Annotated in this window: 30 protein-coding genes; 28 read left to right on the top strand and 2 right to left on the bottom strand. The window is 27.9% G+C overall.

The genetic code is table 11. The annotated features are described in order from the left end of the window. From GQV94_RS01915 to GQV94_RS01895, 5 genes are read left to right on the top strand one after another with little or no spacing between them, the layout of a single operon-like run. A complete protein-coding gene (locus tag GQV94_RS01915) occupies positions 1-1,113 on the top strand; it encodes an ABC transporter permease (RefSeq protein WP_234126292.1) in 1,113 nt (370 codons plus the stop codon). Beyond that, entirely contained in the window at positions 1,113-1,835 is a 723-nt protein-coding gene (locus tag GQV94_RS01910; RefSeq protein ID WP_200169281.1) for an ABC transporter ATP-binding protein, read from the top strand. The genes GQV94_RS01915 and GQV94_RS01910 overlap by 1 nt, the downstream gene beginning before the upstream one ends. 2 nt (positions 1,836-1,837) lie before the next feature. Beyond that, on the top strand, positions 1,838-2,725 hold the full coding sequence (locus GQV94_RS01905) for an MlaD family protein (RefSeq protein WP_200169280.1): 888 nt from the start codon (positions 1,838-1,840) through the stop codon (positions 2,723-2,725). Further along, positions 2,726-3,319 (top strand): ABC-type transport auxiliary lipoprotein family protein, encoded by a 594-nt coding sequence (locus GQV94_RS01900; RefSeq protein WP_200169279.1) that lies wholly within the window; start codon positions 2,726-2,728, stop codon positions 3,317-3,319. It abuts the gene before it with no gap. 42 nt (positions 3,320-3,361) lie between these two features. After that, on the top strand, positions 3,362-3,862 hold the full coding sequence (locus GQV94_RS01895) for a flagellar FLiS export co-chaperone (protein ID WP_200169278.1): 501 nt from the start codon (positions 3,362-3,364) through the stop codon (positions 3,860-3,862). Positions 3,863-3,904: 42 nt separating this feature from the next. Here the strand turns inward: GQV94_RS01895 and ung are convergent, their stop codons facing one another. After that, positions 3,905-4,603 carry a uracil-DNA glycosylase gene (gene ung / locus GQV94_RS01890; protein WP_200169277.1) on the bottom strand — a complete coding sequence of 233 codons (699 nt, stop codon included), beginning with the start codon at positions 4,601-4,603 and terminating at the stop codon, positions 3,905-3,907. A gap of 224 nt (positions 4,604-4,827) precedes the next feature. Here ung and GQV94_RS01885 point away from each other — a divergent pair, with 224 nt between their 5' ends. The 12 genes from GQV94_RS01885 to proB all read left to right on the top strand — a co-directional run bounded on the left by GQV94_RS01885 (position 4,828) and on the right by proB (position 16,160). After that, on the top strand, positions 4,828-6,228 hold the full coding sequence (locus tag GQV94_RS01885; protein ID WP_200169276.1) for an aspartate ammonia-lyase: 1,401 nt from the start codon (positions 4,828-4,830) through the stop codon (positions 6,226-6,228). 9 nt (positions 6,229-6,237) lie between these two features. Further along, positions 6,238-7,575: an anaerobic C4-dicarboxylate transporter gene (locus GQV94_RS01880; RefSeq protein WP_200169275.1), complete on the top strand. Its 1,338-nt coding sequence runs from the start codon at positions 6,238-6,240 to the stop codon at positions 7,573-7,575. Positions 7,576-7,711: 136 nt separating this feature from the next. Next, the gene (locus GQV94_RS01875) at positions 7,712-9,079 is read left to right on the top strand and encodes a hypothetical protein (RefSeq protein ID WP_200169274.1); all 1,368 of its coding nucleotides are present in this window, start codon (positions 7,712-7,714) and stop codon (positions 9,077-9,079) included. A 9-nt stretch (positions 9,080-9,088) separates the two neighbouring features. Next, positions 9,089-9,457 carry a DUF1425 domain-containing protein gene (locus tag GQV94_RS01870; RefSeq protein ID WP_200169273.1) on the top strand — a complete coding sequence of 123 codons (369 nt, stop codon included), beginning with the start codon at positions 9,089-9,091 and terminating at the stop codon, positions 9,455-9,457. A gap of 10 nt (positions 9,458-9,467) precedes the next feature. After that, a complete protein-coding gene (lpoB, locus tag GQV94_RS01865) occupies positions 9,468-10,091 on the top strand; it encodes a penicillin-binding protein activator LpoB (RefSeq protein ID WP_200169272.1) in 624 nt (207 codons plus the stop codon). An 82-nt stretch (positions 10,092-10,173) separates the two neighbouring features. Further along, positions 10,174-11,511, top strand: coding sequence for a DUF6844 domain-containing protein (locus tag GQV94_RS01860; protein ID WP_200169271.1), 1,338 nt, complete (start codon positions 10,174-10,176; stop codon positions 11,509-11,511). 9 nt (positions 11,512-11,520) lie between these two features. Beyond that, positions 11,521-12,723 (top strand): CsgG/HfaB family protein, encoded by a 1,203-nt coding sequence (locus GQV94_RS01855; protein WP_200169270.1) that lies wholly within the window; start codon positions 11,521-11,523, stop codon positions 12,721-12,723. Positions 12,724-12,839: 116 nt separating this feature from the next. Continuing rightward, entirely contained in the window at positions 12,840-13,148 is a 309-nt protein-coding gene (rplU, locus tag GQV94_RS01850; protein WP_200169269.1) for a 50S ribosomal protein L21, read from the top strand. Positions 13,149-13,159: 11 nt separating this feature from the next. After that, a complete protein-coding gene (gene rpmA / locus GQV94_RS01845; protein WP_066778460.1) occupies positions 13,160-13,414 on the top strand; it encodes a 50S ribosomal protein L27 in 255 nt (84 codons plus the stop codon). A gap of 565 nt (positions 13,415-13,979) precedes the next feature. Further along, entirely contained in the window at positions 13,980-15,029 is a 1,050-nt protein-coding gene (gene obgE, locus GQV94_RS01840; RefSeq protein WP_200169268.1) for a GTPase ObgE, read from the top strand. A gap of 64 nt (positions 15,030-15,093) precedes the next feature. Then, positions 15,094-15,414: a hypothetical protein gene (locus GQV94_RS01835; protein ID WP_200169267.1), complete on the top strand. Its 321-nt coding sequence runs from the start codon at positions 15,094-15,096 to the stop codon at positions 15,412-15,414. Then, positions 15,402-16,160, top strand: coding sequence for a glutamate 5-kinase (gene proB / locus GQV94_RS01830; protein ID WP_200169266.1), 759 nt, complete (start codon positions 15,402-15,404; stop codon positions 16,158-16,160). Before GQV94_RS01835 ends, proB begins: the two co-directional genes overlap by 13 nt. A gap of 99 nt (positions 16,161-16,259) precedes the next feature. Here the strand turns inward: proB and GQV94_RS01825 are convergent, their stop codons facing one another. Next, positions 16,260-16,508 carry a helix-turn-helix domain-containing protein gene (locus tag GQV94_RS01825; RefSeq protein WP_200169265.1) on the bottom strand — a complete coding sequence of 83 codons (249 nt, stop codon included), beginning with the start codon at positions 16,506-16,508 and terminating at the stop codon, positions 16,260-16,262. A 91-nt stretch (positions 16,509-16,599) separates the two neighbouring features. On the opposite strand from GQV94_RS01825, the gene GQV94_RS01820 reads away from it, so the two are divergent. The 11 genes from GQV94_RS01820 (at position 16,600) to atpD (ending at position 25,536) form a co-directional block, all read left to right on the top strand. Next, positions 16,600-16,869, top strand: a complete 270-nt coding sequence (locus tag GQV94_RS01820) for a hypothetical protein (RefSeq protein ID WP_200169264.1) — start codon at positions 16,600-16,602, stop codon at positions 16,867-16,869. Positions 16,870-17,012: 143 nt separating this feature from the next. Beyond that, positions 17,013-17,927: a methionyl-tRNA formyltransferase gene (gene fmt, locus GQV94_RS01815; protein WP_200169263.1), complete on the top strand. Its 915-nt coding sequence runs from the start codon at positions 17,013-17,015 to the stop codon at positions 17,925-17,927. Next, a complete protein-coding gene (locus tag GQV94_RS01810; protein WP_200169262.1) occupies positions 17,908-18,543 on the top strand; it encodes a biotin--[acetyl-CoA-carboxylase] ligase in 636 nt (211 codons plus the stop codon). Before fmt ends, GQV94_RS01810 begins: the two co-directional genes overlap by 20 nt. After that, positions 18,540-19,325, top strand: coding sequence for a ParA family protein (locus GQV94_RS01805; protein WP_200169261.1), 786 nt, complete (start codon positions 18,540-18,542; stop codon positions 19,323-19,325). Before GQV94_RS01810 ends, GQV94_RS01805 begins: the two co-directional genes overlap by 4 nt. 4 nt (positions 19,326-19,329) lie before the next feature. Continuing rightward, positions 19,330-20,178: a ParB/RepB/Spo0J family partition protein gene (locus GQV94_RS01800; protein WP_200169260.1), complete on the top strand. Its 849-nt coding sequence runs from the start codon at positions 19,330-19,332 to the stop codon at positions 20,176-20,178. A gap of 60 nt (positions 20,179-20,238) precedes the next feature. Beyond that, on the top strand, positions 20,239-20,664 hold the full coding sequence (locus GQV94_RS01795) for a FoF1 ATP synthase subunit B' (protein ID WP_200169259.1): 426 nt from the start codon (positions 20,239-20,241) through the stop codon (positions 20,662-20,664). An 8-nt stretch (positions 20,665-20,672) separates the two neighbouring features. Continuing rightward, positions 20,673-21,182 (top strand): F0F1 ATP synthase subunit B, encoded by a 510-nt coding sequence (locus GQV94_RS01790; RefSeq protein ID WP_200169258.1) that lies wholly within the window; start codon positions 20,673-20,675, stop codon positions 21,180-21,182. Next, the gene (locus tag GQV94_RS01785; protein WP_200169257.1) at positions 21,182-21,706 is read left to right on the top strand and encodes a F0F1 ATP synthase subunit delta; all 525 of its coding nucleotides are present in this window, start codon (positions 21,182-21,184) and stop codon (positions 21,704-21,706) included. Before GQV94_RS01790 ends, GQV94_RS01785 begins: the two co-directional genes overlap by 1 nt. 9 nt (positions 21,707-21,715) lie before the next feature. Then, positions 21,716-23,221 (top strand): F0F1 ATP synthase subunit alpha, encoded by a 1,506-nt coding sequence (atpA, locus tag GQV94_RS01780; RefSeq protein ID WP_200169256.1) that lies wholly within the window; start codon positions 21,716-21,718, stop codon positions 23,219-23,221. An 8-nt stretch (positions 23,222-23,229) separates the two neighbouring features. Next, a complete protein-coding gene (gene atpG, locus GQV94_RS01775; protein ID WP_200169255.1) occupies positions 23,230-24,117 on the top strand; it encodes an ATP synthase F1 subunit gamma in 888 nt (295 codons plus the stop codon). 21 nt (positions 24,118-24,138) lie between these two features. After that, complete coding sequence (atpD, locus tag GQV94_RS01770) at positions 24,139-25,536, top strand: F0F1 ATP synthase subunit beta (protein ID WP_200169254.1); 1,398 nt, start codon at positions 24,139-24,141, stop codon at positions 25,534-25,536. The last annotated feature ends 2 nt before the right edge of the window (positions 25,537-25,538 follow it).

Raw genomic sequence — 25,538 nt, 5'->3', positions numbered from 1 at the left:
ATGTCTTGTTATTTTAAACTTAAAGAAGAAGAAAATTTAGATAGACTTTTAATTTTTGGAATTTGGGATAAAACAAATCTTCCAAAAATTAAACTTCATAAACAATTAGGTCAAAAAAATATTATCATTGATTTTACGCATTTAGAATTTATAGATACTGCTGGAGTAAGATTTTTTCTTGCTTTAGAATATGATTTAGCACAAAAAAATATAAAAGTTCAAAGACTCAACTTAAGTTCTAATTTTTCTCATTTTTTTAATTTGTGCGAAAAAAATTATAAAAGAATTTACCCCAAAGAACAAAACAAATTCTCTTATAAAGACTATTTTATAAATATTGGCAGATTAAGTGTAAATTTATTTAAGACGTTTAAACAATTCTTTTATTTCCTAGGTGCATTTTTTAGCTCTTTAGCCTTTTGTATTGCTAAGCCTAAGAAATTTAGATTTATTGCCTTTTTATATCACATAGAAGATTCTATATTAAAAGCTCTCCCTATTGTAATTTTAACCGCTTTTTTAGTAGGAGTTGTTTTAGCTTATCAAGCTGCTTACCAACTTGCTCAATTTGGAGCTAATATTTTCATTGTTGATTTAATAGGAATTTCAGCTACAAGAGAATTAGCACCCCTTATAGCAGCAATTATTATAGCAGGACGCAGTGCAAGCTCTTATACAGCACAAATTGGTGTTATGAAGATTACAGATGAAATTGCTGCTATGAATACCATGGGATTTAATTCTTTTGAATTTATTGTTATTCCAAGAGTTATGGCTTTAGTCTGCGCTATGCCCTTAATAGTTATTATAAGCGATATTGTAAGTGTTTTAGGGGGTATAATTGTTGCAAAACTTAGTCTTGATATAAATGCAGGAGAATTTTTAAGACGCTTTAGAGAAGCTATTGATTTTAAAAATATACTTATAGGGATTATTAAAGCTCCTATATTTGGATTTTTAATAGGGATTATTTCTAATTTTAGGGGATTTAATGTAGCAAAAACAACTCAAAGTATTGGAATTTTTACAACAAAAAGTGTTGTTGATACTATTTTTTGGATTATAGCATTTAATGCTCTATTTTCTGTATTTTTAACTAAAATTGGATTTTAATGATAATAAAAGCTCATAATATCACAACCTATTTTGGAACAAAACTTATCCACGATAAAGTTAATTTTGAAATTAAAGAAAATGAAATTTTTGGAATTTTGGGCGGAAGTGGAAGCGGAAAGTCAGTTCTTTTAAAACAAATGCTTCTTTTAGAGCATTTTGATGGGGGAGAATACGAAATTTTAGGCTTCAAATTAAAAGGTATTAGTGAAAAAAATGCTCTAATTTTACAAAAAAAATGGGGAGTTGTTTTTCAATTTGCCGCACTTTTTAGTTTTTTTTCTGTTTTTGAAAATATAGCTACTCCTTTAAGAGAATACACAAAGCTTGATTATAATGCAATTGAAGAAATTGTTCATATGAAAATTAAAATGGTAGGTCTTGATGAAAATGTTTTAAATCTTTACCCTAGCGAATTAAGTGGAGGTATGCAAAAAAGAGTAGCTATTGCCAGAGCTTTAGCACTTGATTCTAAACTTTTATTTTTAGATGAACCAACTTCAGGATTAGATCCTTATAGTAGCCGTGCTTTTGATGAACTCATCTTAAATTTGAAAAAAAGTTTTAATTTAAATATTATTTTAGTAACCCACGATAAAGATAGTATGAAAACCCTACTTGATCGCTTTATCATTTTAGAAGATAAAAAAGTCGCTTTTATGGGAACTTGTGAAGAACTTAAAACCCAAAATAAAAAGCTTTATCAAAGATTTATGGAGTAATTATGGAAAATAAGGCAAGTTATTTTTGGATAGGATTTTTTGTCTTTGGTGTATTCTTTTTTAGTTTTATTTTTATAATATGGTTTGAAGGATATTCAAAAGATGAAGAATTTAGCTTTTATGAAATTCACACTCAAGAATCTGTGGCAGGATTAAGCGTAAAAGCACCTGTAAGACTTTTAGGGGTTGAGATAGGAAATGTTGAAAAAATTAGTATTGATGAAAAAGATAATTTAAGTGTTAATATACTTATTAAAGTGAAAAAAAATACCCCTATAAAAGAAGACACTTTCGCTACTTTACAACTTCAAGGCATAACAGGGCTTAAATTTATCCAACTTCAAGGCGGAAGTAAAAATTCTAAAAAATTAATAAGTACAAAAACATACATTCCTATTATAAAATTTAAAGAAAGCTTTTTTACAGCGATCGATAAACAAAGTGAGCATATTTTTTCTCTTGTAAAAACAGCCGATAATAAATCAAAAATTTTACTGAGTGATAAAAATTTAAAAAACGTAGAACTTATTTTGCAAAATTTAGCTACACTAAGCTCAAATATCAATCAAAATTTTGATCTTTTAAATGAAAATCTCATAACCACAAGCAAAAAACTAGGGATAATGGCAGATGAAGTGAGTATTTTATCTAAAAATGCTAGATTAAGTCTTGAAAATATCAATAATAGTTCTACTTTGTTTAATAATCTTATTAAAAAAACCGATGATAAACTTGAAAACTTCGATGATCTACGTTTTTCTTTGCTCTCTAATTTAGAACTTTTTAAAATCTTACTTTTAGAAAGTAATCAACTCTTAAAAGATTTAAGAAGAAGTCCATCAGATTTGATATTTAAAAACAATAAGCCAAAATTGGGACCAGGAGAATAAATGAAAGCTATATTATTATTTATATTGGTATTTTTAAGTGCTTGCTCAATTAAAACTACAGATATATCTCAAGAATTTATACTAAAAAGCAATGAACAAGATTTTAATCAAAGTTTTAAAACCACAGATAAAACCCTAAAAATTTTAGATCTTGATCTTCCTTTATATTTAAATTCAAAAAATATAACTTATATAAAAGATGATATAAGTGACATTTATGCTTATCATTTTTGGGCGGATACTCCTAATAATTTATTACGTTTTATGTTATTAGATAAATTAGAAAGAAGTCATCTTTTTAAAACTTTAATTGGAAAACATAGCAAAATAAATGCTGATATTGTACTAGAAGGACGTATAGACTCTTTTGAACAAATTCTAAAAGAAAATGATAATTACGCAAAAATAAATATAAGTCTTAATTTAATTGATGTAAAAAATAATGCTTTAATATCTCATAAGTATTTTACCATCAAAGAAAAAATTACAAATAATACTCCAAGAGAAATTCTTAAAGCCTTTGAAATAGGTTGTAATAAATTAAGCAATGAAGTAATTATATGGATTAATGATTCTATACAAATAAAGGAATAGTATTTGCTTTCTATTTTTAGAAATATTAATTGAAGGACAAAAATGGATGGATTAAATACACTTAAAAAACATCTAGGTGAAGTAAAAGAAATGAGTCGTTTTGAAGCAAAACGAATTTGCTCTCAAATTAATGATGCTAATGATTTTATCGGGGCTTTGCAAGTTTTAGATCTAACCTTAAAAAAAGTTTCTCAAAATATAAATCAAAGATTAGAGCTTAATCATCTTGATGACATACAAAAAAGAACCTTAGATGCTAATGTTGCATCTTTAATTCAAAATTGCTCTTTTATGAGTGTGACTTTATTTGGAAATATTTTTAATGTCTATGCTGGAGAACAATTGTTTGAATTTGAAATCACAAATCCTTTATTAATGCTCGAAAATAACGGATATGAAGGAATTTTATCTTATATAGAAGATAAAAGAGATGAGATTAAAACCATTCTCGCACAACTAGCAAGTATTATAGCTACTGGATCTATAGGTAATAATACAATCTACAATACACAAACTACAGATTTTAAAAATTTATTTAGATAAATTCTTAATAGAAATTCTATTAAGAATTTTTTAAAATAATTTTTAGAAATTTAAATCCCAATTTATAGGTGTTTTTCCTAGTTTTTTTAAAATTTCATTAACTTTAGAAAAATGCTTACATCCTAAAAATTTATTTCCAGCCAAAGGACTAGGATGAGCAGCTTCTAGTATAAAATGTTTTTGTGAATCAATTAATCTTTTCTTGCTTTTAGCAAAATTACCCCAAAGTAAAAATATAAGATTTTCTCTTCTATCATTTAAATTAGAAATTACAGCATCACTAAATTCTTGCCATCCCCACTGACTATGACTTGCTGCTTTTCCTGCTTCTACACTAAGAATAGAATTTAATAACAAAACTCCTTGTTTAGCCCAAGAACTTAAATCGCCACTTTTTGGGATACTTATACCTAAATCATTATTTAATTCTTTATAAATATTTATTAAACTTGGAGGAATTCTAACCCCATTTGGAACAGAAAAACTAAGACCCATAGCTTGATTTGGTTGATGATAAGGATCTTGTCCGATTAAAATAACTTTTAAAGAATACAAAGGAGTAAGATTAAAAGCATTAAAAGTTAAATTAGATGGTGGATATATAATTTTATTTTCTTTTATAGCTTCTACATATTTTCTTTTAAGCTCTAAAAAATATGGTTTATAAAATTCATCTTTTAAAAATTCTTTCCAATCATCATTCATTTTAATTTGGTGGAGTTTAATATTTAAATTTTCCATTATTATCCTTAAAAAATACTTTGAAAAATTTAATAAAATTGTAGCAAAATAAAAATAGTTTTTATATCTGTAAAAAAATATTTATTATTAAATTATTTTTTTATTAATACAATAAAAAATTAATAATTAATTTTTTATTAATTAATTATTAACTATGATTCTATTATAATATTTATTATAAATCTATTTTTTATAATAAATTATTCCAAAAGAAAGGCTTGACAATGAGTTTAAGAAAAGAACATGATTTTATCGGAGAACTAGAAATTCCTAATGATGTTTATTATGGAATTCAAACTTATAGAGCTTTGGAAAATTTCCAAATGAGCGGAAGAAAACTAAAAGAATATCCTTATTTTATTAAAGCTTTTGCACAAGTTAAAAAAGCAGCTGCTTTAGCTAATAAAGATTTAGGAATGATTGAAGCCAATAGAGCTGATTTTATAGCAAAGGCTTGTGATAGAATTATCAATGGAGAATTTTTAGATCAATTTGTTGTTGATATGATACAAGGTGGAGCTGGAACAAGCACCAATATGAATGTAAATGAAGTTATAACAAATGTTGCTCTTGAAATGATGGGACATAAAAAAGGAGAATATCAATATCTTCATCCAAATGATAATACAAATTTCGGACAATCGACAAATGATACTTATCCAAGCTCTATTAAAGTTGCAGTTCATGCTAAAATGGGTGATTTATTAAAAGCTATGGAAATTTTAAAAAATGAATTAGAAATCAAAGCTAAAGAATATAAAAATATTTTAAAAATAGGAAGAACAGAGCTTGAAGATGCGGTTCCAACTACTTTAGGAAATACTTTTAACGCTTTTGCAACTTATATAAAAAGTGATATAGAAAAAATAACAAAAGCAAGAGAGTCAATGACTTATCTTAATCTAGGCGCAACTGCTATAGGAACTGGAATTTGCTGTCATCCAGACTATAAAAATTTAGTTGAAAAATATCTTAGCGAAATTACAGGAACTACTTTTAAACCCGCTGAAGATTTTATAGCAGCCACTCAAGATACAGGTGATTTTGTTCATGTTAGTGGTGCTTTAAAAACTGCTGCAGTTAGACTTTCTAAACTTGTGAATGACTTAAGACTTATGAATTCTGGTCCAAGATGTGGTTTAAGTGAAATTAACTTACCTCAATTACAACCAGGAAGTTCCATTATGCCAGGAAAAGTAAATCCAGTTATTCCTGAAGTTGTTGGAGAGGCTTGCTATGAAGTAATAGGAAATGATGTTACAATTTCGCTTTGTTCAGAAAGAGGAGAATTCGAACTTAACGCCTTTGAACCAGGAATTGCTTATGCTTTATTTAATTCTTTGGTTTTATTAGAAAATGCAATGCTAACTTTAGCAAATAAAGCTATAAAACATTTAACAGCTAATCCAGAAAATTGCAAAGAAACTATGCTAAATTCTGTATGTTTAGTAACAGCTTTAAATCCTTATATAGGTTATGAAAACTCAGCATCAGTTGCTAAAGAAGCTTTGCAAACTGGAAAAAAAGTAGCTGATATTGTTTTAGAAAGAAAACTTTTAACCAAAGAAAAGTTAGATGAATATCTAACTCCTGAACATATGTTAAATCCAAGTATAGAGAAATAAAGGATTTCCATGGGCTTAGATATAATCTTGCAAATAGTTGTTCTTCTTGGTGCAATATTTATTGGTATTCGCTTAGGTGGAATCGCTATAGGCTATGCTGGTGGATTAGGAGTTGTGATTTTAGGTCTTTTCCTAGGGCTTAAACCAGGAAGTATTCCTTGGGATGTTATTTTAATTATTGCTGCTGCTATTGCAGCAATCTCTGCTATGCAACAAGCAGGCGGTCTTGATTACATGGTAAAAATGACAGAAAGGCTTTTAAGAGCTAACCCTAAATTTATAAACTATCTTTCTCCAGCTTGCGGTTGGTTATTAACCATTCTTGCAGGAACTGGAAATGCTGTATTTTCTTTAATGCCTGTGGTTATAGACGTAGCAAAATCTCAAAACATAAAACCAAGTGTTCCTTTATCATTAATGGTTGTTTCATCTCAAATTGGAATTACCGCAAGTCCTGTAAGTGCTGCTGTTGTTTATATGAGTGGGGTATTAGAACCACTAGGTTGGAATTACCCTACTTTATTAGGAATTTGGATTGCAACAACTTTTATTGCTTGTATGGTTACAGCTTTAATAATAAGTCTTATAACACCTCTAGATTTAAGCAAATGTTCAATCTATCAAGAAAGATTAAAAGCAGGTCTTGTTAAAGATCCAAATGAGGTTTTACATGCTGAAAATAAACCGGGTGCTAAACTTTCTGTGGCAATCTTTTTAATCGCTGTATTAGCTGTAGTTCTTTATGCCACAGCAATATCAAATAATATCAAATGGATCGATCCAGTGATTATACCAAGAGATGCAGCTATTATGAGTTTCTTACTTACTGCAGCAACTTTAATCACTTGGCTTTGCAAAGTTGAACCATCTAAAATAATTGAAACAAGCGTTTTTAAATCAGGTATGACAGCTTGTGTTTGTGTATTTGGCGTAGCTTGGCTTGGCAATACTTTCGTAAGTGCTCACGAAGCAGGGATTAAAGAAATAGCAGGTGATTGGGTTAAACAAACTCCAGCTATGCTTGCAGTTGCATTTTTCTTTGCTAGTATGCTTTTATATTCTCAAGCAGCTACTGCAAAAGCTATTGTGCCAGTTATTATGGCTGCTTTAGGAATTTCAGCTACTAATCCGCATGACTCTTATATGTTAGTAGCTTGTTTTGCGGCTGTTTCTGCTCTTTTTGTTCTTCCAACCTATCCAACTCTTTTGGGTGCAGTGCAAATGGATGATACAGGATCAACAAAAATTGGAAAATTTATTTTCAATCACTCTTTTTTCATTCCAGGCGTTTTAGCTATCGTAATTGCTGTTACTTTAGGATTTTTTATCGCGCCTTTACTTATTTAATTTAAGGGGATTTTCCCCTTTTTTTATTGTATTGACCTTGTAAATAAAATTTGTTAAAAATTTAAAGATTGTTTTCAATGTATTTTTATTTTTTTATAATGTTTCGTTTAATTTAATTTACTTTTCAAGGAATCTTATGACAAAAATACCTTTAAAAACTACCTTAATAGGTTTAAGTTGTTTATTTTTAGGAGCTTGTGCTAATCAAGCTAAAATAAATTCAAATTTCGAAAATGCTTTAGTTCAAAAATATTGCGGTGCTGATTTTTTTAATGAAAATTTAGAAAAAATCCAAAAAAATGATGATGTTATTTATACAGGCATCAATACAGGTTTAATCGCAAGAAATTGTAAAGAATTTAACAAAAGCAATGAATTTTTCGATGCAGCAGAAGATGCTTACAAATATGATGTAGATTTAGAAAGTGTTGGAAAAAAAGGTGCAAAACTCGCAGCTACTACTTTAATAAATGATAGCATTGTTGATTATGATGGTTCTTTATATGAAAGAATTATGGTAAATGTCTATAAAGGGCTTAATTTTATGAATTTAAATGATTATGCCAATGCTAGAGTTGAATTTAATCGTGCTTTAATGCGTCAAGACAAGGCTAAAGAATATTTTGCAGCTCAAATTGCACAAAATAGAGAAGATTTAGAAAAAGCTAAAAAAGAAGATCCAAATTATGCTAAAAATATGAATGAAAACTCAAAAGTTATCGAAGAACAATATAATAGTTTATTTAAAGAATTTGATACAACCAAAAAATTTGTAAATCCTTATGCAACTTATATTGCTTCTGTATTTTTCTTTATGGATCAAGATTATAGAAAAGCAGCTGATTTATTTAGAGAAGTAGCAATCATCAATCCTAAAAATAAAGAAATTCAAAAAGAAGCTAAAATTTTTAACAATTATGCAAAAAAAATCAATTCTAAAAATAATAAAAAATATATTTTTGTTGTTTATGAAAATGGTATGGGTGTAGTAAAAGATGAATTTAGCATAACTTTACCTTTTATAGTAAATAAAAATATCATTAGTACAAGTCTTGCTTTGCAAACTTTGAAAAAAAGAGAAGCTTCTTTTGAAAATTTAAATATCAATGGTATTAATACTACTGAAGTTGTAGATTTAGATGATATTGTAGCAACTGAATTTAAAATCAATATGCCAGCAATGATTAGCAAAGCCTTAGCCCAAACTATTATTAAAACTACTTTAAATGCAGCTGTGGCAAATAATGACTCAAGCGGCGGTTGGTTTTCTTTAGCAAGCTCAGTTGCAACTGCAGCGACAAATAAAGCTGATGTGCGTTCTTGGAGAGGTTTGCCTAAAAGTATTTCTGTGGCTATGATTGAAAATTCAGGCAGTATTAGCATAAAAGATCCACAAGGGCAAGAAATTTATCAAAATAATATTGATAAAAATAAAAATGCTCTAATTATAGTGCGTTCTTTTGCGCCTTATTTGCCAACTAGTGTAGATTTGATCCAAAAATAAGGTTAAAAAATGAAAAAATGGCTTTTACTTATTATAGTAATGCTTTTTAGTGCTTGTGCTTCTTACAAAGCTGATACAAGCACTTCTAACAATGCAATAATAAATTCAAATTTACCAAAAAGCTTGGTAAAACAATTTAATAAACGTATCAACAATAATGGTTATTTAGAATTTGAAGTAATTTTATATAGTACTTTTTCTAAAGATATTATGTATAAGGTAGATTGGTTAGATAGCAATGGCTTTGTGTTGCGTGATGTCTTAAATGAAGAATACCAATATTTAAGAATTCCAGCCAAACAAGAAGTAATTATTCATAAAATTTCAGCTGATCTTAGAGCAAAAGATTTTAGAATTAATATTAAAACAAAAAATTAAAGGATAAAAAATGAAAAAAACAAAAATTTTAGTTACAGCTCTTGCAGGAGCATTATTTTTTAGTGGTTGTGTGCAAACAACTTATACAGATGGAAAAGCAAGTCAAGTAAAAAAAGGTGACGCGCTTACTTTAGGTCTTGATAGAGAAGATTTTGAAAATGCAGCTGAAACTATGATAAATAGTATGCTTAGCGATCCAGCTTTTGCAAATATTAAAGCAGGTCAAAGAAAAGTTATTGCTATTGGTAGAGTAGTAAATGATACTCCTCAAAGAATTGATACAGAAAAACTTACTGCAAAAATCACCTCAGCATTAAGACGTTCAGGCAAATTTGTATTAACTTCAGCTGTTGCAGCAGGTGGAGCGCTTGATAGTATGAGCGAAGATGTTAGAGAATTAAGAGATAATGATGAATTTAATCAAAGCACCATAGCCAAAAAAGGAACACTTGTTTCACCTGATTTTTCATTAGCAGGCAAAATAAGACAAGACAATGTTAAACTTAGCAATGGTAAAACTCAAGTAGAATATTTCTTTTTATTAAGAGTTACTGACTTAAATTCAGGTCTTGTATATTGGGAAGATGAAAAAACTATTGACAAAACAGGTTCAAGCAAATCAGTTACTTGGTAAAAATAAATTTATTTAAAAAATTTTAGCCTGAGTTTGCAAAAACAAACTTGGGCTTTTTTTATAACATTTATAAAGGAAAAAAATGAAAAAATTATTATTAATTAGCTCTTTAGTTGTGGCAAGTTTGCTTTATGGACAAGGTTCGCAACCTGTCGAAATTACACAACAAGATATAAATACTCAAAATGAAATGTCCGATGCAAGCACTAAAGATATCACTCCAAAATCAATTGAAGATTTCTTTGAAGAATTTGCAGATAATTTTGGAATAGAATATGGCATAACTAAGGATGGAAAAACTTTTTATACAGGAAAGAGCACTGTTGCTATAAATGATACTGATCCACAATTTGCACAAGCTTTACAAAATGCATATCAAAAAGCAATGTTAAATTTACAAACTGAATTTATAAGAGATGTTTTTGGAAGAATTGCTACAAATAAAGTTCAAAACTATGAAGCAGATAATTCTACTAATGCTAAAGAATTTGATGAATTACCAAAAGGTGATAAAATTGATCAAATTTTAAATAAACTTACACAATTAGCTGGCGCTAAGCTTGATAAAGCATTAAAAGATTTGGGTATAGATGCAAATTCTTTAAGTGAAGAAAGAAAAAAGACTTTATTAAAACAAGAATTTCTTAATAAAACTATGACAAATGCAGTAGGTTCTATGAGCGGACTTATTCCTGTGCAAACCATAGTAACTCAAAGAAGGGGTGAATATGATGTAGGAGTTATAGCTATTATCTCTAATAAAACACGTCAATTAGCAAGAGATATGGCATTAGCAAGACAAAGCACTATAAAAGGTAAAGGTAAAAAAATAAGTGAGTATTTACCAAAAGATCAAAAAGGTTTTCTTAATGAATACGGAATTCGCTTAGTTTATGATGAAAATGGTGCACCTGTAATTTTAAGCTATGGAAATTGGGGTTATGTAGCTGATCCTAGCAATGCTAAAAAAACAAATATTTTAGAAGATAAAGCTAAAGAAACAGCAATTACTATGGCAGATGCTGCTATTATAGAATTTATCAATACAAATTTAAGTCTTAAAGATGAAAGAACAACAGGTGATACTTATGAAGATATCATCAAGCAAAGTATCAATATTAATGATAATTCCACCCAAGAGCAAACTCAAAATATTACAAATATTATTGATAAGGTAAATAGCAAAGTAAAAGCGAGTGCAAGTGGCAAAATTCGTGGTATTCGTACTCTTAAAAAATGGAGTTACACTAGCGAAAATGGTATTGAACATGTGGGCGCTGTGAGATTTTATTCTTATACTAATTTAGCTAATACAAATGAGGTTTTAAATACAAAACCCAATGCAACTAAAAATGAATCTAAAAAATCCTCAAATATCCAAAGAAGCTCCAATATCATAAATAGCTTAGATGATTTTTAAGGATAAAAGATGAAAATAATTCAAATTCTTTTTTTGGGCTTATTTTTAAGCCTAAATCTTAATGCTAAAGTTGTTACTACAACTTCTACAAAATCAAGCACAGGCGAAGGCACGGGATTAACACGTGAAGATGCTATAAATAACGCTATCATCGAAGCTATAGGTAAAATGAGTGGAGTAAGCATAAATTCGCTCAAAAAATCCAACACTAATGTTTCAACCGACAATAAAGGAACAAATATACAAGATAATTACAGCGAACAAATTTCAAAAGCTACTAAAGGTAAAGCTGATACTTATGAAATTAACAGCGTTGAACAAGATGCAAATGGCAAATATGTAGCAAATGTAACTATTTTTAAAACCACAACAACCAAAAAATACCAAACCCCTGGACTCAGTGCGGATAGTAGAAGAAGCATAGTAGTATTTGACTCAACGCCAGATCCTATAAAACGTGGCATAGGTGCAAGCTTACAACAAAAAATTATTTCTGATTTATTGCAAAGTCGTAAATTTAACGTTTTAGATCGTGACTCAAATGGATATTATGAAATGGAAAAAGCTATTATCAAAAGTAGCGATACAGCAAGTGATGAAATTTATAAACTTAAAAATATATTAGCCACAGATTATATTTTATTATTTTCTATTTCAGGGCTTGATGGCAAACAAAAAACAAGTAATCTTACAGGAAAAACTAAAACAGAAGTTGAAGTAGTAATAGATTATCGTGTGCTTTTATTTGCTACAAGACAAATTAAATTTTCCAATACTTTAAGCATGAAAGTAAATCTTAAAGATAATAGTCTAAGTGCCAATGAATCTGTTCTTAAACAAATAGCAAATCGTATTTCAGGAGATATTTTAAATGCTATTTATCCTTTAAAAGTTGCTAGTGTTGAAAACAATGAAGTTGTATTTTCTCAAAGTTTAAATCAAGGTGATACTTATGAGTGTTTTTCACTTGGAAAAGTTATAAAAGATGCCTATACCAAAGAAAATACAGCAAGAGTAGAAACTAAAACAGGAAATATTGAAATCACACGCACCAACCCAAAGCTTTCTTATGCAAAAATTATAGAAGGAAGTGTAAAAGTAGGCGATATTTGCAGACCTTTAAATAGTGGAAATAATGGAAATGGTTATACAATAGGACGTGATGCAAATTATAAAATAGAACAAGGTGGTGGAGTAAATTTAGGTTTTTAAATTCATTAAAAATTAAAGAAAAATTAGCTAGAATTAAAACTTTTAATCGGCCAATAAAGCTTTTAAACCAAAAATTTGGTGCTTTATGGTAACTTACCTTAAAAAGGAAAAGTAATATGTATGCTATTATTAAACATAGTGGAAAACAATATAAAGTTAGTATTGGAGATGAGTTAAAGCTTGATCATTTTGAAGCAGAAATTAAATCAAGCGTAGAAATTAATGAAGTTTTAGCTATCAACGATAAGGATTTAAAGGTAGGTGCGCCTTTTATAGCAGGTGCAAAAGTTGTCTTAGAAGTTATATGCCACGGAAAAGATAAAAAAGTTATTATTTATAAAAAAAGACGTAGAAAAGACTCTAAACTCAAACGCGGTTTTAGAAGACAATTTACCCGTGTTAAAGTTATAGATATTAAAGCTTAAGGAGTAAAAGAATGGCACACAAGAAAGGTCAAGGTTCAACTCAAAATAATCGCGATTCTATAGGACGTCGTTTAGGTGTTAAAAAATTTGGTGGCGAATTTGTTAGAGCTGGAAATATCATTATTCGTCAAAGAGGAACTGCAACTCACGCTGGAAATAATGTAGGTATGGGAAAAGATCATACTCTTTTTGCCTTAATTGATGGCTTTGTAAAATTTGAAAGAAAAGATAAAGACAGAAAAAAAGTTTCTGTTTATCCTGCTTAATTTCTAGACTAAAGTCTAGAAATTACTTGTATAAATCAAATTTTAAAATTCTAAATAAGACCTAAAATAACAACTTGCCAAGCAAAACAATAAAAACGAAATTAAAAAAACTAATAATAATTTATAATTTTAATTATAAATAGTTTATTTGGTATTTTAAAAATTTAATAGAAATTATTTTTAATCATATAAATAAAAAATACTCTTTTATTTATTTTTCAAAATAAGAGAAACAAAATATAATTAAAATATCAAAAAAATCTTTTAGATATTAATATAAATGTAGCAAAAATTCAATTTTTGTATTTTTTAAAATTTCACTTCAAATTTATCATTAAACAAAAACTTATAAGAATTGATATTAAACCATAAAATATTTTATAATTTTTTATTTAAATTCTTTATTATTAATATTACATTTTAATAATATTTAATAATAAAAAATAATATCTTAAATATAAATACAAATAAAAGTTTAAAATTTAAATAATTAACATTATAAAAGTTAAATTTTTGAATTTTATTTTATTTTGATATACTTTTTCAAAAATTTTTAAGGTTATAAATGTTTATTGATAGTGTTAAAATTACCCTAACCTCTGGTAATGGAGGCAAAGGAGCTGTAAGCTTTCGACGTGAAAAACACGTGCCTTTAGGTGGTCCTGATGGTGGCGATGGTGGAAATGGTGGAAATATTTATTTTATATGTGATAACAATACACATACTTTAGCTAATTTTAAAGGAAAAAAAGAATTACGTGCTCAAAATGGATCTGCAGGAATGGGACGCAATAAAAATGGTAAAAAAGGTGAAGATTTAAATCTTATAGTACCCGAAGGAACTCAAATTATTGATGCAAACACAAATGAAGTTTTGCTTGATTTAACCAAAGAAGGACAAAAAGAATTATTTTTAAAAGGTGGAAAAGGCGGGCTTGGGAATACACATTTTAAACACGCAACTAACCAAAGACCTGATTATGCACAACCAGGCATAAAAGGGGAAAGTCGTTTTGTAAGACTTGAATTAAAACTTATTGCAGATGTAGGACTTGTTGGCTTTCCAAATGTAGGAAAATCGACCCTTATAAGCGTAGTATCTAATGCCAAACCTGAGATTGCAAATTATGAATTTACAACACTTACTCCAAAATTAGGGCTTGTAGATGTAGATGAATACAATTCTTTTGTAATGGCGGATATTCCAGGTATTATTGAAGGGGCAAGCAATGGAAAAGGTTTAGGACTTGAATTTTTAAAACATATTGAAAGAACAAGTTTTTTACTTTTTGTGCTTGATCCTATGAGAGAAATGAGTTTAAAGGAACAATTTATCATCTTAAGAAATGAACTTAAACAATTTTCATCTAAACTTTATGAAAGAAAATTTGGCATAATGATTTCAAAAAGTGATAGTGTAAATTTAGGAGAAGAATTTGCTAAGCAAATAACCCTAAATTTAGAAGATTTAAAAAATTATTTAAAAGAAATAAACAATATCCAAAGCTTTTTGATTAACGTTTCAAGTCTTGAAAAAACAGGGCTTAAAGAGCTTAAATTTATTCTTTTAGAAGAAATCAAAAATTTAAGAAAAGATAAAAATTTAAATGATTAAATAAAATAAATTTTTAAAACTTAAAAATAAAATGGTAAATTTTATAAAATTTTAGGATTAAAATGTGTCAAGTAGTAATGATTTTAAAGATTTTGTTTTAGAATGTTTAAAAGCTTGCGATACGCCTTTTAATTTTAACGCAAAAAAAATGTTTGGAGAATACTGTATATATATAAATTCTAACTCAGCATTTTTAATTTGCAATAATACTTTATATACAAAAAAACTTCCGTGTCTTGAAGAATTATTAAGAGAAAATGAGCTTGGATTTCCTTTTTCCAAAGCTAAACAATGGTATATTTTAGATGTGGAAAATTTAGAACTTTTAAACAAAATTATATGGATTTTATCTGATTTTTATAAGGAAAAAAAATGCAAAGAATAATCATCAAAGTAGGTTCTCACGTTATTAGCGAAGATAATGCTTTAAGCCTTAAACGTTTAGGCAATTTAGTTGAGTTTTTAACAACTTTGATGAAAAAATATGAAGTGATTTTAGTAACTTCAGCTGCTATATCAGCTGGATATACAAAACTTAACATTGATAGGAAAAATTTAATCAATAAACAAGTTTTAGCTGCTATTGGACAACCTTATTTAATGAGTGTTTATAATGAATTTTTATCTAAATTCAATAAAATAGGCGGACAAATTTTACTAACTGCTAAAGATTTTGATTCAAGAAAAGCCACAAAACACGCTAAAAATGCTATTGATACTATGATAAATTTAGGGATTTTGCCTATTATTAACGAAAATGATGCCACAGCCATAGAAGAAATAGTTTTTGGAGATAATGATAGCTTAAGTGCTTATGCAACATATTATTTTGGAGCCAACTTACTTGTAATCTTAAGTGATATTGATGGTTTTTATGATAAAAATCCTAGCGAATTTAAAGATGCTAAAAGATTAGATAAAGTCGATAAAATTCTTGATTCTTGGCTTGATATGTCAGTAAAAACTGGAAGCGAGCATGGAACTGGAGGCATTATCACCAAATTAAAAGCTGCTAAATTTTTACTTGAAAATAATAAAAAAATGTTTTTAGCAAGTGGCTTTGACTTAAGTGTTATTAAGGCATTTTTACTTGAAAATAAACAAATAGGCGGAACTTTATTTGAAAATTAACAAAAACAACATTTTGTTTTCTCTTCAAATCATAAAAACTTATAATGTAAAATAACTTTTTATTAAATAGGATTTTATCAATGATTAGTAAAAGTTGATTTAAAACTCTTTAAAAAATTCTGCCATTTCTATATCTAAGACTTTTGAAATTTTATAAAGATGTTCAAGATTAAAATGTATATTTTTATATCCTGCTTCAGCTCCACCTACTAAAGAGCAAGACTTATAACCTATTTCAAGACTTAATTCAAGTTGAGACAAACCTTTTTCTCTCCTTAATCTGGAAACATTTTTTGCAATTTTTTTATAAAAATTATCTATTTCATTTTGATTAAACTGATAAGCCAAATTTTATACCTTAATCTATTATGATAGATTAAGTATATTTGTTTTATAATTTTATTTCACTCTATTATAATAGATTAAAAAAGGAGAAAATATGTTAAAAAAAATGTTTTTAGCCCTATTTTGTGCTTTCTTATTTATTGCTTGTAGCGATAAAGAAGCTCCAATTGAAATTTCACTAGGCGAAAGATACAACCCTATTTTTAAATACAATACCCAGTATTTAGAGATTACTTCTTTGGTGGATACTATAGAAATTACAAAGATAACACCTAATAGAGGAAAAGGAGATTGTAGAGCGGGTGGATTATTGGATAAAAAAGATATAAAAATAGAAAAAACTCTATCTTATGGTCAAAGTTGACAAGTTCCACTTTCAGGCTGTAATAAAGTTTTAGAAGTTGAAATCGAAACAAATCAAGGAACATGGAATTTTAATTTTAACTAAATATATAATTTACCTATATTTATTATAATTCAAAGTATTTTAATATAGGTAAATTAAATATGAAAAACATTATTTTTATGGGAACACCTTCTTATGCAACTTGTATTTTAAAAGAATTAATAGATAAAAAATTTAATATCTTAGCTCTTTTTACTCAACCTGATAAAGCAGTAGGAAGAAAACAAATTTTAACACCTAGTGATACAAAAATATTTTTAAGTCAAAATGCACCGCATATTCCTATTTTTACACCAAAAAGCTTAAAAGATGAAAAAATTATTGATGAGATAAAAGATTTAAAACCTGATTTTATAGTCGTTGCTGCTTATGGAAAAATCTTACCTAAAAATATCCTAGATATTGCACCTTGTATTAATCTACACGCTTCGCTTTTACCAAAATACCGTGGTGCTTCTCCTATACAAAGTGCCATTTTAAATGGAGATGAAAAAAGCGGAGTTTGCACAATGTTAATGGATGCTGGACTTGATACTGGAGCTATACTTGAAAGCATAGAGTGTGATATAAAAGATAAAAATGCTGTAGAAGTTTTTGAACTTTTGGCCCATTTAGCGGCAAAACTTTGTGTTAGCACTTTAAAAAATTATAACTCTATTGTTCCTATAGCGCAAGATGAAAATTTAGCAACATATTGTAAAAAAATTAAAAAAGAAGATGGTTTAATCACTCTAGATAATGCAAAAAAAATTTATCAAAAGTATTTAGCTTTTGTATCTTGGCCTGGAATTTTTTTAGATAAAGGTTTAAAATTTCTAGAACTTGAACTTATAGATGAATCAACACAGCACACTAAAGAGGGGCAAATTTTAGAATTAGAAAAAGAAAGTTTTTTACTTACTTGCAAGCAAGGAATTTTGCGTATTAAAAAAATCCAAGAAAATGGTAAAAAGATCTTAGATGGACGCACTTACCTTAATGGAAAAAGGTTAAAATGTGGAAATTATTTGTATTGACAAAATAGCCTCAACTCATCTTTTTTTATGTGATGAAATTCGTAAAAATAAAATAGAAAAAAATCTAGCTATTTATGCGCTTGAACAAACGAATGGTATTGGGAGTAGAGAAAATTCTTGGCAAAGCTCTAAAGGAAATTTACATCTTTCCTTTTGTATTGATAAGCAAGATCTTCCTAAAGACTTACCTTTAGCTTCTATAAGTATTTATTTTGCTTATTTATTAAAAGAAATCTTAGCTCAAAAAGGATCAAAAACTTGGCTTAAATGGCCTAATGATTTATACATAGAAAATAAAAAAATTGGAGGAATAATAAGCACAAAAATTAAAAATTTTATTATAGGCGGGATAGGACTAAATTTAAAATATTGCCCTGAAAATAGCTCCTTATTGGATATTGATATAAAATTAGATGAATTAGTTTTAAAATTTATAGAAACTTTAATGCAAAAAAAATTATGGAAGAATATTTTTAGCAAGTATATGATAGAATTTGAAAAATCAAAACAATTTAATGTCCATTATGAAGGAAAAATCTTTTCTTTAAAAGATGCTTTCTTATATGAAGATGGATCGATATTATTAAATAATAAAAGGGTATATAGTTTAAGATGAGCGAAGTTATAACAATTGCAAACCAAAAAGGTGGAGTAGGAAAAACAACAACCGCCGTTAATTTAGCTGCTTCTTTGGCTGTTGCTGAAAAAAAAGTTTTATTAATAGATGTTGATCCTCAAGCAAATGCAACCACTGGACTGGGATTTAATAGAAATAATTATGAATATAATATCTATCATGTTTTTATAGGCAAAAAAAAGCTTTCTGATATTATTTTAAAAACCGAACTCAATCAACTTCATCTTGCCCCTTCTAATATAGGATTAGTTGGCATAGAACAAGAACTTGCTAAAGGTGAAAGTAATGAAAAAAAAATTGTTCTTAAAAACCAACTTAAAGAAGTAGAAAATGAATATGATTTTATTATTATAGATTCTCCTCCTGCTTTAGGAAGTATTACTATCAATGCATTTGCTGCAAGTGATAGTGTAATCATCCCTATACAATGTGAATTTTATGCTCTAGAGGGTGTTGCAATGGTTTTAAACACTATTAAAGTAATCAAAAAAACAATCAACCCTAAATTAAAAGTGAGAGGATTTTTACCAACAATGTATAGTTCTCAAAATAATCTCTCTAAAGATGTAGTTGAAGATTTAAAACAAAATTTTAAAAAACAACTTTTTACAATCAATGGAAACGAAGATGATTTCATAGTTATACCAAGAAATGTAAAACTTGCTGAAAGTCCTAGTTTTGGTAAACCTATCATACTTTATGATATTAAATCTCCTGGTTCTTTAGCATATCAGAATTTAGCTTATTCAATTTTAGGATAAATAAATGGGATTAAATAAAAATAAAGGTTTAGCAACACTTATCGGCGATATAGATGAAGTTTATAGTAAAGAATTAGGGCTTGATAAAAACAAAACCATTCAAATTCCGGTTGAAAAAATTAAAGTCAATCCTTTTCAGCCAAGAAAATATTTTGACAAAGAAGCTTTAAATGAATTAGCAAATTCTATTAAACAATATGGACTTATCCAACCTATTATAGTTTTAAAACAAGAAAATCATTATATTCTTGTTGCAGGAGAAAGAAGACTTAGAGCTTATAAAATATTAGGATATGAAAATATACTTGCTTTAGTTTCTGATGCCAAAGAAGAAAAGTTAAGAGAATTGGCACTTATAGAAAATATTCAAAGAGAAAATTTAAATCCTATTGAACTTGCAAATTCATATAAAGATCTAATAGAAATTCACAAAATTACCCAAGAAAATCTTGCATCACTTGTTAATAAAAGTCGCACGCAAATCACTAATACTTTAAGACTTCTAAATTTAGATCCAAGTACGCAAAATCTTATTATCGAAGGAAAAATTTCACAAGGGCATGCTAAAATTCTTGTAGGATTAAACAAAAAAGATGAAAAAATGATTGCAAGTAGCATTATTGGACAACAACTAAGCGTTCATGATACTGAAAAAATTGTTAAAAAAATCAAAAATCAAGAAAATGCTAATTTAGAAAATAATACTGAATTTGAAAATGAGCTTAAAGAACTTATAAAATCATTAAATAACAAAGGTTTTAGATGTGAAAAAAATAAAAAAAACCTTATCATACATTTAAAAAATATCGATATAATAAAAAAACTAAGACAAATGATTGAAAAAATTAGTTGAAAAATTATTTTTTCTAAGATATAATAAAAAGCTTAAAAATTAAAATAATCAAGGAGCTTTATGTTTGATGATGTCCATCTTTCCATAATATTAGCAACTATTTTTATATTTTTAGCTATGATAGTTATTTTGAATTCTATGCTTTATAAACCCCTTTTAAAATTTATAGATGAAAGAAACAGTTCTATAAAAAATGATGAAAATAAAGTAAAAGAAAACTCACAAGAAATTTTAGATGTTAATAAAGAAGTAGAAGAAATTCATAAAAATACAAGGGAAGAAATTTATAAAATTAAACAAGAAGCTCTAAACAAAGCCAAAGAAGAAGCTAATGAGCTTATAAAACTTGAGAAAGAAAAAATAGAAAATAAAATGCAAGAATTTTATAAAGATTTAGAAAATCAAAAACAGCAATTAAAAGAAAGCTTACTAGAACATTTACCAGAGTTAAAACAAAGTCTACAAAATAGTATCAAAAGAATCTAAGGATAATAATGCAAAAGTTAAAATTTTTATTTTTTTTACTCCCAGTCTATGCATTAGCAAGCTCTAATAATGGGGATTATGACATAATACCAAGAGTGATTAATTTCTTAATATTTATTGCCATATTGTATTATTTTATTGCTACTCCACTTAAAAATTTCTATAAAAATCGTATTTTTCAAATTTCTTCAAAATTAGATGAAATTCAAAGAAAACTATTAGAAAGTAAAACTAAAAAATTTGAAATGACTAAAAAACTTGAAGAAACAAAAGCTGAAGCAGTTAATGCATTAAATCATGCAAAAAAAGAAGCAGAACTTTTAGTTCAAAAAATCAAAAATGAAACTCAAAATGAAATTGATTTGCTTAATAAATATTTTGAAGAACAAAAAAATTATGAAACTAAAAAAATAGAAAAAGAAATTATATCTCAAATATTATCTGAACTCTTTAAAGAGTCAAATACTATTTTAAAACAAAATGATATGATTGATATTGTTATGAAAAAGGTATCTTAATGGCTGATAAACTTATAGCTAAAAAATATGCAAAAGCTATTGTATCAAGAAAAGATTTCGATGAATTTTATAAAAATTTATGTATAATTTACCAAGCTTTTTGCATTCCTCGTTTTATAAATATATTGGAAAATACACAAATACATAAAGAAAAAAAAGTTAATTTTATACTTTCTTTTCTTGATCAAAAAAATACTTATTTTGAAAATTTTATAAAACTTTTAGCAGATAATTCTAGACTTTTATTTATTCCTGAGATTATCGAAGAGCTTCAAAAACAAAAATCTTTTCAAAATAATACCTACAAAGGAATTATTTATTCTGAAAAAAAACTTGATACAGAAATTTTAAAAGAAATTGAAGAAAAACTTAAATCTAAACTAGAAGCTCAAATTAAACTAGAAAATAAAATTACAAATAACAATGAAATTAAAATTGATATAGAAGATTTAAATTATGAAATATCTTTTTCTATAAAAACTTTCCAAAATAAAATAAGTGAATTTATATTGAAAACTATTTAAGGAGAATGAATGAAATTTAAAGCCGATGAAATCAGCTCAATAATTAAAGAAAAAATTGAAAACTTTGATTTAAACCTTGAAATTGAAGAAACTGGAAAAATTATTTCTATTGCAGATGGGGTTGCTAAAGTTTATGGGCTTAAAAATATTATGGCCGGAGAAATGGTTGAGTTTGAAAATGGCGAAAAAGGAATGGCTTTAAACCTTGAAGAAAGTAGTGTTGGTATTGTTATTCTTGGTAAAGGTGAAACCTTAAAAGAAGGAAGTAGTGTTAAGAGACTAAAAAAACTTTTAAAAGTTCCTGTAGGAGAAGCTCTAATAGGTCGTGTAGTCAATGCTTTAGGAGAACCAATTGATGGTAAAGGTTCTATTTCTAGCAATGAATCACGTTTTGTAGAAGAAAAAGCAAAAGGAATTATGGCTAGAAAAAGCGTGCATGAACCTTTACAAACAGGTATTAAAGCTATTGATGCCCTTGTTCCAATTGGCCGTGGTCAAAGAGAGCTTATCATAGGAGATAGACAAACGGGAAAAACAACGGTTGCAGTAGATGCTATTATAAACCAAAAAGGACAAAATGTTATTTGTATCTATGTAGCTATAGGTCAAAAGCAAAGTAATGTAGCTCAAGTAGTTAAAAAACTAGAAGAACATGGCGCAATGGAATATACTATTGTTGTAAATGCTGGCGCCTCTGATCCAGCAGCATTACAATATCTTGCTCCTTATTCAGGTGTAACAATGGGAGAATATTTTAGAGATAATTCTAAACATGCTTTAATTATTTATGATGATCTTAGCAAACATGCCGTAGCTTATCGTGAAATGTCTTTGATTTTACGAAGACCTCCAGGACGTGAAGCTTATCCAGGTGATGTTTTCTATCTCCACTCAAGACTACTTGAAAGAGCAAGTAAATTAAATGATGAATTAGGTGCAGGTTCATTAACAGCTTTGCCAATTATAGAAACTCAAGCAGGAGATGTTTCAGCTTATATTCCTACTAATGTTATTTCAATTACTGATGGACAAATTTTCCTTGAAACAGATCTTTTTAACTCAGGAATTCGTCCAGCTATTAACGTTGGATTATCAGTTTCTAGGGTTGGTGGTGCTGCACAAATTAAAGCAACTAAGCAAGTTTCAGGAACTTTAAGACTTGATCTTGCTCAATATAGAGAACTACAAGCTTTTGCACAATTTGCAAGTGATCTAGATGAATCAAGTAGAAAACAGCTTGAACGTGGTCAAAGAATGGTAGAAGTTTTAAAACAACCCCCTTATTCTCCTTTAGCTATCGAAAAACAAATTATTATTATTTTTGCTGGAACTAAAGGATTTTTAGATGATATTGCTGTTTCTGAGATTAAAAATTTCGAAGAAGGAATTTATACATTCATTGAATCAAAATATCCAGAAATTTTTGAAGAAATTCGTTCAAAAAAAGCTTTAGATAAAGAATTAGAAGAAAAAATAATCAAAGCTATTAATGAATTTAAATCAAATAACTTATAAGGTTCTTAATGTCTAGCTTAAAAGAAATAAAAAGAAAAATTAAGAGTGTTAATAACACTCAAAAAACTACAAATGCAATGAAGCTTGTTTCTACTGCTAAACTTAAAAAAGCTGAAGAAGTTGCAAGTAGAGCAAAAATTTATGCTCAAAAAATTGAACAAATGTTAAGTGAAATATCATTTGAAATTAATAAAATTGCATATGATGAAAATGATTCAAGATTTAAATTTTTTCATAAAAAAGATCAAATAAAAACTTCTGATATAGTTTTTATAACAGCAGATAAAGGACTTTGCGGTGGTTTTAATATTAAAACCATTAAAGCTGTAAATCAGATTTTAAATGATTATAAAAATAAAAATATTAATGTTAGATTAAGAGCTATTGGTAAAACTGGGATTGAATATTTTAATTTTCAAGGAAAAAAACTTTTTAAAGAATGCCTTGGATTAAGTTCAAGCCCTAATTATGAAAAAGCATCGCTTGTAATTAAAGATATTGTAGAAGATTATTTAAATGGATTGACTGATGAAGTTATATTGATTCATAATGGATATAAAAATATGATTACTCAAGAATTATTCATCAATCATCTTATACCTGTTGAGCCTTCAAAAGATCTTGATATAGGTTCTAATTCGCTCATAGATTTAGAACCAGAAAATACAGATCTTTTAGAAGATTTATTAAAAACTTATTTTGAATACAATATGTATTATGCACTAATTGATTCTTTAGCAGCAGAACATAGCGCTAGAATGCAAGCAATGGATAATGCAACAAATAATGCAAAAATCAAAGTAAAACAGCTTAATTTAGCTTACAATAAAGCAAGACAAGAATCAATTACTACAGAACTGATTGAAATTATCAGTGGTGTTGAGTCAATGAAATAGAATTGAAGGAGAATTAATATAATGCAAGGATTTATTTCACAAGTTTTAGGACCTGTTGTTGATATTGATTTTAATGAATACTTACCTAAAATTAATGAAGCAATATTAGTTGATTTTGAAAATGAAGGTAAAAAACAAAAACTTATTTTAGAAGTTGCTGCACATTTAGGAGATAATAGAGTAAGAACTATTGCTATGGATATGACAGATGGACTCACAAGAGGACTTGAAGTTAAAGCTTTAGGAAGTCCTATTAGTGTTCCTGTTGGAGAAAAAGTTTTAGGAAGAATTTTTAACGTAACTGGTGATCTAATTGATGAAGGAGAAGAAATCAATTTTGATAAAAAATGGTCTATACATAGAGATCCACCAGCTTTTGAAGAACAAAGCACAAAAAGCGAAATTTTTGAAACAGGAATTAAAGTTGTTGATTTATTAGCTCCTTATGCTAAGGGTGGAAAAGTAGGACTTTTTGGAGGAGCAGGAGTAGGGAAAACCGTTATTATTATGGAACTTATTCATAATGTTGCTTTTAAACATAGTGGTTATTCTGTATTTGCAGGAGTTGGAGAAAGAACGCGTGAAGGAAATGACTTATACAACGAAATGAAAGAAAGCAACGTATTAGATAAAGTTGCTTTATGTTATGGACAAATGAATGAACCACCAGGAGCAAGAAATCGTATTGCTTTAACAGGTCTTACTATGGCAGAATATTTTAGAGATGAAATGGGTCTTGATGTTTTAATGTTTATTGATAATATTTTTAGATTTTCTCAATCAGGCTCTGAAATGTCAGCTCTTTTAGGAAGAATTCCTTCTGCTGTGGGTTATCAGCCAACTTTAGCAAGCGAGATGGGAAAATTCCAAGAAAGAATTACCTCAACTAAAAAAGGATCTATTACTTCAGTTCAAGCTGTTTATGTACCAGCTGATGACTTAACAGATCCTGCTCCTGCAACTGTTTTCGCACATTTAGATGCTACAACTGTTCTAAATAGAGCTATAGCTGAAAAAGGAATTTATCCTGCTGTTGATCCTCTTGACTCTACTTCTAGAATGCTAGATCCTCAAATTATAGGAAAAGAGCATTATGAAGTTGCGCGTGGCATTCAATCTGTTCTTCAAAAATATAAAGATCTACAAGATATTATTGCTATTTTGGGTATGGATGAGCTTAGTGAAGAAGATAAACTTATCGTTGAAAGAGCAAGAAAAATTGAAAAATTCTTATCTCAGCCATTCTTTGTCGCCGAAGTTTTTACAGGAAGTCCTGGAAAATATGTTTCTCTCGAAGAAACCATCCTAGGATTTAAAGGAATTCTAGAAGGCAAATATGATCATTTACCAGAAAATGCTTTTTATATGGTTGGAAATATAGAAGAAGCAATTGCAAAAGCAGATAAACTCAAAGGTTAATT

This window comes from Campylobacter sp. TTU_617, assembly GCF_016599045.1.
Taxonomy (GTDB): domain Bacteria; phylum Campylobacterota; class Campylobacteria; order Campylobacterales; family Campylobacteraceae; genus Campylobacter_D.
This window is presented reverse-complemented; position numbering and strand designations above follow the sequence as displayed.